We start from the raw sequence: 12,359 nt of genomic DNA, 5'->3' as shown, positions 1-12,359 counted from the left end.
TGCGGTACGACGAACCCGGTCACCGGCGCCGGTCACCGGCCCTCCACTTCCGTGACCAGCCGTCACCCCCTCGTGACAGCCCGCCCAAACCCGGGCGTGTCGCGCCGCCCCAGCTTCCGCACCAGCCCCGCCATTTGGCACTCTGTGTGATCCGGGGGGATGCACGGGAGGGGATGACGATCATGAACGCAACACAAACGGGACCGCACCCAGGTCCCCACGCAGGCGCGAGCGGTGATCCCAGAATCGGCTGGAGCAGCACCGAAACCCGCCACGCGCCCACCCTCCACCACCGCCGCGACGGCATACTCCCGACCGTCGCCGCCGCCCTCTCCGTCCGCGGCGCCACCCTCACCGGGACCGCCGCCCGCGGCGACCAGGCACCCGCGCTGCACCCCCTGGTCCAGGACTTTCTCGACGCGCTCACCAGCACCCAACGCGACCGCTTCACCGGCCGCTGCGCCGAGACCATCCTCATCTCGCGCCATATCGCCGCCGCCGACGCCGCCCGCAGCAAACGCGCGGGCCGAAAACCCATGACCAACGGCGAAGCCCGCAAGGCCCTCAAACAGGCCAAACTCACCGCCCGCCGCATCCGCGAGGACGGCGACCCCCTCCACGGCAGCTTTGCCGCCCCCTGCCGCGCCTGCACCGCCCTCAGCGCTCACTTCGGCGTCCACATCGTCGACCCCACGACAACCGACGACTGACCGCCACCCCCAACACCCGCAAGATTGAGGGCAGATGCACGCCGACCGCTCCTCCACCACACGCTTTCCCGTCCCCATCGACGCGGCCCTGCGCGCCGCCGGCTGGCAACCCGGACGCTGGGACATCAAGCAAGCCGAATACTGGGCCGACGCCCTCCGCGAGCACGCCTCGCCCGCAGGCCACCGCCACGCCGTCTCCCCCGCCGCCGTGGAAGCCTGGGCCGAATTCGGCGGCCTCCACATCACCCCCGGCTCCCCCGGCCGCCAGATCGCCCCCGCAACCCTGCACCTCGACCCGCTGCACGGCCTGCACATGGCCCGCACACTCGGTGACCTCGGCCGCGCCCTCGACACCGACGTCAGCCCCCTCGGCGCCGAAACCGACACCCACTCCCTCATCGCCATCGACACCGAAGGCCGTATCTACGCCCTCGACCACACCGGCGACTGGTACCTCGGCCCCGACATCGACCAGGCCCTCGGCGGCCTCGTCTCAGGCATAGCCCCCGTGCGACTCACGGCAGGCTGACGCCCGGCAGACGTGTCGCAGGCCGACGCCCGGCGGAACACCGGGCCGCCACGACTACGACGCCGGAATCACCGCCGACACCCGGAAACCCCCCGCGTCCGTCGGCCCCGAGACAAACACCCCGCCCAGAGCGGACACCCGCTCCTTCATCCCCACCAGGCCGTTCCCCCCGGACGGCAACCGTGCCGACGAAGCGGCCTCGGGCGGCGGTTCGTTCTCCACCTGCATGGCGATCTCCGACACCCGGTGCGCCAGGCGGACATACGTCTTCGCCCCCGCCGCATGCTTGTGGACGTTCGTCAGAGCCTCCTGCACCACGCGATACGCCGTCTGTTCCACCTCCGGCGCATACAGCCGCGAATCCCCCTCCACCGACAGGTCCACGGCCATCCCCGCGGCGGCCGACTGCCCGATCAGTTCGTCCAACTCGGACAGACACGGCCCCTCCTCGTCGGCGGCCCGCGAAGCCGCCGCGGCCGCGGCCGCCCCCACCGCCGCCAACGGCACCCCGCGCTCGCGCCGTTCCACCGCGTCCCCGCTGCGCAGCACCCCGAGCATCTCCCGCAGCTCGGTCAACGCCTGCCGCCCCATGTCCCCGACCAGGGCGGCATTGCGCACCGCCTTCTCGGGATCCTTCCGGGCAACGGCCTGAAGCGCGGCGGCATGCACCACCATGAGGCTCACCCGATGCGCGACAACGTCGTGCATCTCCCGGGCGATCCGGGTCCGCTCCTCGTTCCTCGCCCACTCGGCCCGCTCCTCGGCCCGCTCGGCAAGCAGCTGGAGTTCCCGCTCCAACGAGTCGGCCCGCTCCCGCAGGCTCTCCATCAACCGCCGCCGGGCCCCCACATACAGCCCCAGCAGCAAGGGTGGCGCGGTCACTCCGAGAGAGGCACTGATCGAAGCGAACGGGACGAACCAGTCGCCCAGCGCCACATTCCCCGAGTCCATGTCCTGACGCACTCGCACAAACGTCACGATCAACGTCCCCACCAGCGACATCCCCGCCAGCGACGCGATGATCCGACGCGGCAGCTCCGACGCGGCCAGGGTGTACAGACCGACGATCGTCATCAGGAAGCCCATCTGGGCCGGCGTGATGGCGATCGAGACGAGAACGACAGCTATCGGCCACTTCCGCCGAATCAGCAACACCGACCCGGCCAGCACCCCGAAGACCACCCCCGCGGCCACCGGAATCCCCGCATCCCGTGCGAACGGAATCCCCTCAACCGCACACTCCAGCGCGGACACGAACGCCAGGCTCCCGTCGAGCACGGCACTGCGCCATCTGGCCCACCACCAGGGCCCGGTCAGGCCCGGTACGTGGTCTTCCCCCGTCGTGGTCATGCATCCAGCCTACGGGCGCAAGGCCCCCCTTTTCCGGCGAGTTTTCGCGACTGGCCTACACCACACTCCGTAACCGAACAGAAGCGAAAGTGACCGAAATCCCTCGAACTGCTGAATCGCACACCACCCCCCTCCGGAATCTGACATTCCGACCCGGACGGAACGGAGACCTACGGACATCGACGGGGTCATCTGCATCGCCGGGAGTGCCGACTTGTACCGTCGCATCGAGGGCGCCGGGTACGGCATAGTAGGAGGCGCCTCTCGGCGACCCGGCCAAATATCCGGTTCAGTCGAGGTTGTTCCCCCGTGGTGTAATTGGCAGCACTGTGGCTTTTGGTGCCATCTGTCCGGGTTCGAGTCCTGGCGGGGGAGCCTTGCTCGGTTCGGGCCCTGACTGGCACAGCTCAGTCAGGGCCCGCTCTCATGTCCCCCCTGATTCCCCCCGGTATCCTGCGGATGTCACCCCACCCCCTCCACAGCCGAAGGGCATCCCGTGAGCGCCATTCGCCCGGCAGCCGTCGTCGTACTTGCAGCGGGTGAGGGCACCCGTATGAAGTCGGCCACACCGAAGGTCCTGCACGAGATCTGCGGCCGCAGCCTCGTGGGTCATGTGCTCGCCGCCGCGCGTGAGTTGCAGCCCGAGAATCTGGTCGTCGTGGTCGGTCACGCCCGTGAGCAGGTCAGCGCGCACCTGGCCGAGATCGACCCGCATGTCCGTAGCGCGGTGCAGGCGCAGCAGAACGGCACGGGGCACGCCGTCCGGATGGCTCTCGAGGAGCTCGGCGGTTCCGTCGACGGCACGGTGGTCGTCGTGTGCGGCGACACCCCGCTGCTCACCGGGGAGACCCTGAAGGCGCTCGCGGCGACGCATTCCTCCGACGGCAACGCCGTCACCGTCCTCACCGCCGAGGTCCCGGACGCGACCGGTTACGGCCGTATCGTGCGGGACGGCGCCTCCGGTGCCGTCACGGAGATCGTCGAGCACAAGGACGCGTCGGACTCTCAGCGGGCGATCCGTGAGATCAACTCCGGGGTGTTCGCGTTCGACGGGCAGTTGCTCGCCGACGCCCTCGGGAAGGTCCGTACGGACAACAGCCAGGGCGAGGAGTACCTCACCGACGTCCTCGGGATTCTGCGCGAGGCCGGTCACCGCGTCGGTGCCTCCGTCGCCGGCGATCACCGTGAGATCGCCGGGATCAACAACCGGGTCCAGCTCTCCGAGGCCCGTCGCATCCTCAACGACCGTCTCCTCACCCGCGCGATGCTGGCCGGCGTCACCGTGATCGACCCGGCGACCACCTGGGTCGACGTGACGGTGACCTTCGAGCAGGACGCGGTCGTGCACCCGGGAACCCAGCTGCACGGATCGACCCACCTCGGCGAGGGCGCCGAGGTCGGGCCCAACACCCGCCTCAGGAACACCCGCGTCGGCGCCGGCGCCCGTGTCGACAACACGGTCGCGGACAGTGCGGACGTCGGTCCGCAGGCTTCCGTCGGACCGTTCGCCTACCTCCGGCCCGGCACCCGGCTCGGACCCAAGTCGAAGGTCGGTACGTACGTCGAGACCAAGAACGCCTCGCTCGGGGAGGGGACGAAGGTCCCGCACCTCTCCTATGTCGGTGACGCGACGATCGGCGAGTACACCAACATCGGCGCCGCCAGTGTCTTCGTGAACTATGACGGACAGGACAAACACCACACGACGGTCGGCTCGCACTGCCGTACCGGTTCGGACAACATGTTTGTGGCTCCTGTCACGATCGGGGACGGCTCCTACACGGCCGCCGGATCTGTGATCACGAAGGATGTGCCGCCCGGTTCGCTCGCCGTGGCCCGGGGCCAGCAGCGGAATATCGAGGGTTGGGTGGCTCGAAAGCGTCCGGGGAGCGCGGCGGCGAAGGCGGCCGAGGTGGCGTCCCGGGAGGCCGAGGGCGAGGGCTGACCGGAAACTGGTGCGTCAAACTCGGCGTACCGTGATAAGTGCACACTCGCACACCCAGCTGAGACACCTCTGAGGAGACAGTGCTGTGACCGGGATCAAGACGACCGGCGAGAAGAAGATGATGTTCTTCTCCGGCCGCGCCCACCCCGAGCTTGCCGAGGAGGTCGCCCAGCAGTTGGGTGTCGGGGTCGTCCCGACGAAGGCCTTCGACTTCGCGAACGGCGAGATCTACGTCCGTTACGAGGAGTCGGCGCGCGGTGCGGACTGCTTTGTGATCCAGAGCCACACGGCTCCGATCAACCAGTGGATCATGGAGCAGCTGATCATGATCGACGCCCTGAAGCGTGCGTCGGCCCGCTCCATCACCGTCATCGTGCCCTTCTACGGTTACGCACGGCAGGACAAGAAGCACCGCGGACGTGAACCGATTTCGGCGCGTCTGATCGCGGACCTGATGAAGACGGCCGGTGCCGACCGCATCCTGACGGTCGATCTGCACACGGACCAGATCCAGGGCTTCTTCGACGGCCCGGTGGACCACCTCTTCGCCCTGCCCCTTCTCGCGGACTACGTGGGCAAGAAGGTGGACAAGGCGAAGCTGACGGTCGTCTCTCCGGACGCCGGCCGGGTCCGCGTGGCCGACCGCTGGTGCGACCGGCTCGGTGCGCCGCTGGCGATCGTGCACAAGCGGCGTGACAAGGACGTGGCGAACCAGGTGACCGTCCACGAGGTCGTGGGTGAGGTCAAGGGGCGCGTGTGCGTTCTCGTCGACGACATGATCGACACCGGTGGCACCATCTGCGGGGCGGCCGAAGCGCTGTTCGCGCACGGTGCCGAGGACGTCATCGTGACGGCGACCCACGGTGTGCTGTCGGGTCCGGCGGCGGACCGGCTGAAGAACTCGCGGGTGAGCGAGTTCGTGTTCACCGACACCCTGCCGACCCCGGGTGAGCTGAGCGCCGACCTCGACAAGATCACGGTGCTGTCGATCGCGCCGACGATCGCGAGCGCGGTGCGTGAGGTGTTCGAGGACGGCTCGGTGACGAGCCTCTTCGACGAGCAGTAAAGATCCTTTTGGGAACGGCCTCCCTCGCCGAGTAGACTGCTCCAGTTGCTCGGCGAGGGAGGCCGTACCTGTTCAGGCAGGTGTCGGCGGTCCGTTATCGACGCGCTCTTCGTAGCAGGCCGTTCGTGGCCGGGTGACCAGTTCGTTCTCACCCATACGAGGAGTGAAAAGCATGTCCGAGGTAAAGATCTCCGCCGAGACCCGCACCGAGTTCGGCAAGGGCGCCGCCCGCCGTATCCGCCGCGACAGCAAGGTCCCCGGTGTTCTCTACGGTCACGGTTCCGACCCGATCCACCTGACCCTTCCGGGCCACGAGCTCCAGCTCGCGCTGCGCACGTCCAACGTCCTGATCGCCCTGGACATCGACGGCAAGTCCCAGGAACTGGCGATCCCGAAGTCCGTGCAGCGTGACCCGATCAAGGGCTTCCTGGACCACGTCGACCTCCAGCTGGTCAAGCGCGGCGAGACCGTCACGGTCGAGATCCCGGTGCACGCCGAGGGCGAACTGGCCGCCGGTGGCAACCTGCTCGAGCACGTGCTGAACGCCCTTCCGGTCGAGGCCGAGGCCACGCACATCCCCGAGTCGGTCACCGTGTCCGTCCAGGGCCTGGAGGCCGGCGCCTCCGTCCTCGCCAAGGACATCACCCTGCCGCAGGGCACCAAGCTGGCCGTCGAGGGCGACACCGTCGTCCTCCAGGTCCTGGCCGCGCAGGCCGAGGAGGCCGAAGGCGAAGAGGCCGAGGGCGACGAGGCCGCCGAGGCCTGATCCTCACTTTCGTCGTTTCGTCAGCCGCTGTTCCCGTACGGGACAGCGGCTGGCGCGTATCAAGGAGACATGCACGTGACGACCGACGCAGGCGCCCCCTGGCTGATCGTGGGCCTGGGCAATCCGGGGCCGGAGTACGCCATGAACCGGCACAACGTGGGTTTCATGGTGGCCGATCTGCTGGCCGACCGGGTCGGGGCGAAGTTCAAGCGGGCCGGTAAGGCGCAGGCGCAGGTCGTCGAGGGGCGGATCGGGCCGCCGGGTCCGGCGAGCCGGCGGGTGATCCTGGCGAAGCCGATGTCGTACATGAACCTCTCCGGCGGTCCGGTGAACGCACTGCGCGACTTCTACAAGGTGCCGGTCGCGAACATCGTGGCCGTGCACGACGAACTCGACATCGACTACGGCACGTTGCGGCTGAAGCTCGGTGGCGGGGACAACGGGCACAACGGGCTGAAGTCGATGACGAAGACGATGGGTCCCGACTACCACCGGGTGCGGTTCGGGATCGGGCGGCCGCCGGGGCGGATGCAGGTGGCCGACTTCGTGCTGAAGGACTTCTCGTCGGCGGAGCGCAAGGAGCTGGACTACTTCGTGGACCGGGCGACGGACGCCCTGGAGTGCCTGGTGATCGAGGGGTTGGAGCGGGCGCAGGGGACGTACAACTCCTGAGCCCGGAGAAACGTACGTACAACTCCTGACATCTCCCCACGGGAGTTGACCGAGCGCGCAGGCATGGCCAATGATCCCCGCCATGCCTTCTGCCGTCATTTCCCCACGGGGCGCCGAGTCCGCGCTGCACCTCGGCCGGCTCGCGGCGATGGGTGCGGTCGCCGTGCTGATTCTGATCGCCGGGGTGTGGGCGTCGTGGGGGACGGCGCAGTACGTGATGCTCACCAAGGGGCGCGAGCGCGGCACGGTCGAGGTGACACGGTGCGGTGCGGATTCCTGTTCCGGGCCCTATACGCCGGTCTCGCCGGGGTCGCGGGCCCGCGAGAGCGTGGTCATCGACCAGACGGTCGCCGTGCAGAAGGGCCGGACGTATGCGGTCGTGGTGAAGCCCGGCAGCAGTGACGTCGTGCGGTCCGGTCCCGCCGGTGTCCTCTACTCCTGGGCCCCGCTGGGTGGCGCGCTGCTGCTCGCGTCGGTCGTGGTGGCGGGTGGGCTGGGCCGGATCCGGGCCGCGTGGGTCATGGCGGGGAGCGGAATCGCCCTGCTCACAGCGGCGTTCCTGGTGCTCTGACACGGCGGTGCCCCCGGCCTCGTAACCGAGGCCGGGGGCACTGTCGTACCAGGAGGGACCGGGAGGGATCAGCCGGTGTTGCGCAGTCCCGCCGCCACGCCGTTCACCGTGAGCAGCAGGGCCCGCGACAGCAGCGGGTCGGGCTGCTCGCCGGCGGCCGCCGCGTCACGCTGGCGCTTGAGCAGGGTGACCTGGAGGTACGAGATCGGGTCGAGGTAGGCGTCCCGGATGGTGAAGGTCTGCTTCAGGACCGGGGTGGCGTCCAGCAGTTCCCGCTCGCCGGTCACCTTCAGCACCTCGGCGACGGTCAGCTCGTGTTCGGCCCTGATGGTGTCGAAGACGTGCTTGAGGTCGTCGGGGACGAGGGTGTCGACGTAGTGCGCGGCGATCCGCAGATCCGTCTTGGCGAGGGTCATCTCGACGTTGGAGACGAAGTTGCGGAAGAAGTGCCACTGTTCGTGCATCTCGGCGAGGACGGTGTCCCCTTCTTGCCGCAGGCCCGCTTCGCGGAGCGCCTTCAGGCCCGAGCCGACGCCGAACCAGCCCGGCACGATCTGCCGTGACTGGGTCCAGCCGAACACCCACGGAATGGCGCGCAGACCGTCGAGTCCGGCACCGGAGTCGGGGCGGCGCGAGGGGCGCGAGCCCAGGTGCAGATCGGCGAGCTGGTCCACGGGCGTGGCGGCGAAGAAGTACGCCGGGAGGTCCGGGTCCTCGACCAGTCGCCGGTACGCGGAGTGCGCCGCGTCCGACACCACGTCCATCGCGGCGTCCCAGCGGGCCAGCGCCTCGACGGACTGGCGGGGGGCGGTGTGCAGGGCGGAGGCCTGGAGCGTTGCGGCGACGGTGAGTTCGAGGTTCTCCCGGGCCAGCGACGGCACGAGGTACTTGTCGGAGATGACCTCGCCCTGCTCGGTCACCTTGATCTCGCCCTCCAGGGTGCCCCAGGGCTGGGCGAGGATGGCGTCGTGCGAGGGGCCGCCGCCGCGGCCGACGGTGCCGCCGCGGCCGTGGAACAGCCGGAGGCGCACGCCGTAGCGGTGGGCCACGTCACGCAGGCGGCGCTGGGCGCGGTGGATCTCCCACTGGGAGGTGGTGATACCGCCGAACTTGGAGGAGTCGGAGTAGCCGAGCATGACCTCCTGGACGTCGCCCCGCAGCGCGACCAGGCGCCGGTAGGACGGGTCGGAGAGCATGTCCTCCAGGATGGTGTCGGCGGCCTTGAGCTCGTCGGTGGTCTCCAGCAGCGGCACGATGCCGATCTTCGCCCAGCCGGCGTGCAGATCGACGAGGCCGGCCTCGCGGGCGAGGACCGCGGCGGCGAAGACGTCGTCGGCGCCCTGGCACATCGAGATGATGTACGACTCGATGACCTCGGGTCCGAAGACCTTCAGGGCCCGCTTGACGGTCTCGAACACGCCGATCGTCTTCTCACCGGCCGCGTCCACGGGGGCCGGGGTCGGGGCCAGCGGGCGACGCGAGCGCAGTTCCTTGGCGAGCAGCTTGGCGCGGTACTCGCGGGGCATGTCCTCGTACCGCCAGGACTCCTCGCCGAGACGGTCGAAGAGCTGGCCGAGGGCGTGGTGGTGGGCGTCCGCGTGTTCGCGTACGTCCATCGTGGCGAGTTGGAGGCCGAAGGCGGAGAGCGTACGGATCGTACGGTTCATGCGGCCGTCCGCGAACAGTCCGCCGCGGTGCTCCCTGAGCGACGTCTGGATCAGGGTCAGGTCCTGCACCAGCTCGGCGGTGCCGAGGTAGTCGCGGCCCGGCTCGTGGGGCGTGCCCGTGGCGAGGCGGTGCTTGGTGTTCTCGAGCTTCTGCCGGATGCAGGTGGCCTTGAGCCGGTAGGGCTCCTCGGCGTTGAGCCGCTTGTAGCGGGGGCTGATCTCGGGAAGGCTCTCCAGGTCGGCCCGGAGGGACTCCAGCAGTTCCTCGGTGGCGCCGGTGTAGCGGATGGAGTTCGACAGGAAGCCGCGGAGTTCGTCGATCGTCTCCAGGGCGTCGTTGATGCCGTGCTCGTGCTGGAGGATCAGCACCTCCCAGGTGACCTGGGGGGTCACATTGGGGTTGCCGTCGCGGTCGCCGCCGATCCAGGTGCCGAAGGTGAGCGGGCGGGTGTCGTCGGGGAGCCGCACACCGACGCGCTCCAGCTCGGCGGTCAGGTCCTCCAGGACGTCACCGACGGCTCCGGCGTGCAGTTCGTCGAGGTAGTAGATCGCGTTCCGGGCCTCGTCCGCGGGCTCGGGGCGTACGACGCGCAGCTCGTCCGTCTGCCAGACGAGGTCGATGTTCTCGGCCAGTCGGGTGTCGTAGCGGCGGCGGTCGGCCTCGATGACCGGGGTCTCCAGAAGCGCTGCGATGCGCCGGAGCTTGTTGAGGACCGAACGGCGCGCGGCCTCGGTCGGGTGGGCCGTGAACACTGGCCGAACGTTGAGATGCCTGACCGTCTCGCGCAGGTGCTCGGGGTCGGCGTCCTTCAGCCGGTCGGCCGTACGGGCGAGGAGACCGCCTTCGGCGGCGCGCTTGGCGCGCAGCTCGCGGCCGCGGTGGACCTGCTCGGTGACATTGGCGAGATGGAAGTAGGTGGAGAAGGCGCGGACCAGCTTGGCCGCGGTGTCCAGTTCGGTGCCGCGCAGCAGCTCGGCGGCGGCCTCGCCGTCCTCTCGGGTGAGGCGGCGGACCTTCTCGACGAGTTCGAGCAGCTCGGGGCCCTCCTGTCGGACGAGGGTCTCGCCGAGGAGGTCGCCCAGCCGCCTGATGTCGGCGCGCAGCTCACTGCTGGTCGTGGTCTGGTCGTCGGCACTGCTCACAGGTGCGGCTCCTTGCAGTGTTGAAGCTCGTCCGGGAGGGAACTATTCAGAGCGGACCGCGCTGTCCGACCGACTCCAGGATAGGTGTCCGGTCGGACGCGCAGGCTCACGGGCTCTTGCTGCTCGGCGACGCACTGCCATACTTACGTCGCCGTAGGTTACGGAACCGTAGGGACTCCCGTCAGAGCCCTCCACAACCCTGGGTTCCCTGCCCGGGCACCTGCCTCGACCCACGACCCCACAGGGGACGCCCCATGACCACTAGCTCCGACGTGATCGACGACGCCCCGAAGGCGCCCAACGACACCCCACTCCCTGCGGCCACGCTCGGCGGGGAGAAGAAAGGATCGCTCGAGCAGTTCGCACTCCTCCTCTTCATCGTCGTCCCCTTCATCGCGCTCGTGGCGGCGGTGCCGCTCGCCTGGGGCTGGGGAGTGAGCTGGCTGGACCTCGCTCTGCTGGTCTTCTTCTACTACCTCGGCTGTCACGGCGTGACGATCGGCTTCCACCGCTACTTCACCCACGGCTCCTTCAAGGCGAAGCGCCCGCTGCGCATCGCGCTGGCCGTCGCCGGTTCGATGGCGGTCGAGGGCCCGCTGGTCCGCTGGGTCGCCGACCACCGCAAGCACCACAAGTTCTCCGACGCGGAGGGCGACCCGCACTCTCCGTGGCGTTTCGGGGAGACGCTCCCGGCACTGATGAAGGGCCTGTGGTGGGCGCACATCGGCTGGATGTTCGACGAGGAGCGGACGCCGCAGGACAAGTACGCGCCGGATCTGATCAAGGACAACGCGATCCGGACGATCTCCCGTCAGTTCATCTACTGGACGATCCTCTCCCTCGCCCTGCCCGCGCTGATCGGCGGACTGGTGACGATGTCCTGGTGGGGCGCGTTCACGGGCTTCTTCTGGGGATCGCTCGTTCGAGTGGCCCTGCTGCACCACGTGACCTGGTCGATCAACTCGATCTGCCACGCGGTCGGCAAGCGCCCCTTCAAGTCGCGTGACAAGTCGGGCAACGTGTGGTGGCTGGCGATCCTGTCCTGTGGCGAGTCCTGGCACAACCTGCACCACGCCGACCCGACGTCCGCGCGGCACGGTGTGGAGCGCGGCCAGCTGGACTCCTCGGCCCGGATCATCCGCTGGTGCGAGCAGCTCGGCTGGGCGTACGACGTGCGCTGGCCGTCACGCTCACGTATCGATTCACGCCGTAACGACGACCTGGACAGCTCCCGACGCGGGAAGGCGACCGCCGAGGCGGCATGATTGACGCCGTGGCGACCGATCCCAGCAGTACCCCCAGCAATGAGAAGCCGCGGCGAGCGCGCCGTACCCGGATGACCGGTGCGGAGCGTCGCCAGCAGCTGCTGGAGATCGGTCGCACCCTCTTCGCGACGAAGGGGTTCGAGGGCACGTCGGTGGAGGAGATCGCGGCGAAGGCCGGGGTGTCCAAGCCGGTGGTGTACGAACACTTCGGCGGCAAGGAGGGCCTCTACGCGGTCGTGGTGGACCGCGAGATGCGCTGTCTGCTGGACATGGTCACGAGCTCTCTCACGGCGGGCCACCCACGCGAACTCTGCGAACAGGCCGCCTTCGCGCTGCTCGACTACATCGAGGAGTACACGGACGGCTTCCGCATCCTCGTCCGCGACTCCCCCATCCCGCAGTCGACGGGTTCCTTCGCCTCGCTCATCTCGGACATCGCCACGCAGGTGGAGGACATCCTCGGCCGCGAGTTCAAGAGCCGCGGCTTCGACCCCAAGCTGGCCCCCCTCTACGCCCAGGCCCTGGTCGGCATGGTCGCCCTGACCGGCCAGTGGTGGCTGGACGTCCGCAGGCCGAAGAAGGCCGAGGTCGCCGCCCACCTGGTGAACCTGGCCTGGCACGGCCTGGACGGCATGGAGGCGAAGCCGCACCTGATAGGGCGCCGCAAGAGCTGAC

General features: G+C 69.1%; 11 protein-coding genes and 1 tRNA gene. 10 read left to right on the top strand and 2 right to left on the bottom strand.

Annotation, left to right across the window (positions count from 1 at the left end; all coding sequences use genetic code 11):
- Positions 1-173: 173 nt before the first annotated feature.
- Positions 174-710, top strand: a complete 537-nt coding sequence (locus ACIHFB_RS33780; protein ID WP_365276442.1) for a YwqJ-related putative deaminase — start codon at positions 174-176, stop codon at positions 708-710.
- A gap of 34 nt (positions 711-744) precedes the next feature.
- Entirely contained in the window at positions 745-1,239 is a 495-nt protein-coding gene (locus ACIHFB_RS33775; RefSeq protein ID WP_365276439.1) for an SUKH-3 domain-containing protein, read from the top strand.
- Between the two features lie 54 nt (positions 1,240-1,293).
- Here the strand turns inward: ACIHFB_RS33775 and ACIHFB_RS33770 are convergent, their stop codons facing one another.
- Complete coding sequence (locus tag ACIHFB_RS33770; protein WP_400128918.1) at positions 1,294-2,589, bottom strand: sensor histidine kinase; 1,296 nt, start codon at positions 2,587-2,589, stop codon at positions 1,294-1,296.
- A gap of 303 nt (positions 2,590-2,892) precedes the next feature.
- Here ACIHFB_RS33770 and ACIHFB_RS33765 point away from each other — a divergent pair.
- From ACIHFB_RS33765 to ACIHFB_RS33740, 6 genes are all read left to right on the top strand, one after another.
- A tRNA-Gln gene (locus ACIHFB_RS33765) sits at positions 2,893-2,964 on the top strand.
- Between the two features lie 121 nt (positions 2,965-3,085).
- Positions 3,086-4,534: a bifunctional UDP-N-acetylglucosamine diphosphorylase/glucosamine-1-phosphate N-acetyltransferase GlmU gene (gene glmU / locus ACIHFB_RS33760; protein ID WP_400128917.1), complete on the top strand. Its 1,449-nt coding sequence runs from the start codon at positions 3,086-3,088 to the stop codon at positions 4,532-4,534.
- Positions 4,535-4,619: 85 nt separating this feature from the next.
- Positions 4,620-5,600, top strand: a complete 981-nt coding sequence (locus tag ACIHFB_RS33755) for a ribose-phosphate diphosphokinase (protein ID WP_365276430.1) — start codon at positions 4,620-4,622, stop codon at positions 5,598-5,600.
- Between the two features lie 172 nt (positions 5,601-5,772).
- Positions 5,773-6,366: a 50S ribosomal protein L25/general stress protein Ctc gene (locus ACIHFB_RS33750; RefSeq protein ID WP_365276427.1), complete on the top strand. Its 594-nt coding sequence runs from the start codon at positions 5,773-5,775 to the stop codon at positions 6,364-6,366.
- 69 nt (positions 6,367-6,435) lie between these two features.
- Entirely contained in the window at positions 6,436-7,038 is a 603-nt protein-coding gene (pth, locus tag ACIHFB_RS33745; RefSeq protein WP_365276424.1) for an aminoacyl-tRNA hydrolase, read from the top strand.
- An 82-nt stretch (positions 7,039-7,120) separates the two neighbouring features.
- Entirely contained in the window at positions 7,121-7,609 is a 489-nt protein-coding gene (locus ACIHFB_RS33740; protein WP_365276421.1) for a hypothetical protein, read from the top strand.
- 68 nt (positions 7,610-7,677) lie between these two features.
- Here the strand turns inward: ACIHFB_RS33740 and ppc are convergent, their stop codons facing one another.
- The gene (ppc, locus tag ACIHFB_RS33735) at positions 7,678-10,419 is read right to left on the bottom strand and encodes a phosphoenolpyruvate carboxylase (protein ID WP_400128915.1); all 2,742 of its coding nucleotides are present in this window, start codon (positions 10,417-10,419) and stop codon (positions 7,678-7,680) included.
- A 254-nt stretch (positions 10,420-10,673) separates the two neighbouring features.
- Here ppc and ACIHFB_RS33730 point away from each other — a divergent pair, with 254 nt between their 5' ends.
- Together ACIHFB_RS33730 and ACIHFB_RS33725 are read left to right on the top strand one after the other, a co-directional pair.
- The gene (locus ACIHFB_RS33730; RefSeq protein ID WP_365276415.1) at positions 10,674-11,684 is read left to right on the top strand and encodes a fatty acid desaturase; all 1,011 of its coding nucleotides are present in this window, start codon (positions 10,674-10,676) and stop codon (positions 11,682-11,684) included.
- A complete protein-coding gene (locus ACIHFB_RS33725) occupies positions 11,681-12,358 on the top strand; it encodes a TetR/AcrR family transcriptional regulator (protein WP_365276412.1) in 678 nt (225 codons plus the stop codon). The genes ACIHFB_RS33730 and ACIHFB_RS33725 overlap by 4 nt, the downstream gene beginning before the upstream one ends.
- Position 12,359 lies beyond the last annotated feature (1 nt).

Source organism: Streptomyces sp. NPDC051963, from assembly GCF_044593495.1.
In the GTDB taxonomy this organism is placed as follows: Bacteria; Actinomycetota; Actinomycetes; order Streptomycetales; family Streptomycetaceae; genus Streptomyces.
This window is presented reverse-complemented; position numbering and strand designations above follow the sequence as displayed.

Coding starts and splice junctions, on each gene's coding strand:
- ACIHFB_RS33780 (WP_365276442.1), top strand. CDS start 174: ATGACGATCATGAACGCAACACAAACGGGACCGCACCCAGGTCCCCAC.
- ACIHFB_RS33775 (WP_365276439.1), top strand. CDS start 745: ATGCACGCCGACCGCTCCTCCACCACACGCTTTCCCGTCCCCATCGAC.
- ACIHFB_RS33770 (WP_400128918.1), bottom strand. CDS start 2,589: ATGACCACGACGGGGGAAGACCACGTACCGGGCCTGACCGGGCCCTGG.
- ACIHFB_RS33750 (WP_365276427.1), top strand. CDS start 5,773: ATGTCCGAGGTAAAGATCTCCGCCGAGACCCGCACCGAGTTCGGCAAG.
- pth (WP_365276424.1), top strand. CDS start 6,436: ATGCACGTGACGACCGACGCAGGCGCCCCCTGGCTGATCGTGGGCCTG.
- ACIHFB_RS33740 (WP_365276421.1), top strand. CDS start 7,121: ATGCCTTCTGCCGTCATTTCCCCACGGGGCGCCGAGTCCGCGCTGCAC.
- ACIHFB_RS33730 (WP_365276415.1), top strand. CDS start 10,674: ATGACCACTAGCTCCGACGTGATCGACGACGCCCCGAAGGCGCCCAAC.
- ACIHFB_RS33725 (WP_365276412.1), top strand. CDS start 11,681: ATGATTGACGCCGTGGCGACCGATCCCAGCAGTACCCCCAGCAATGAG.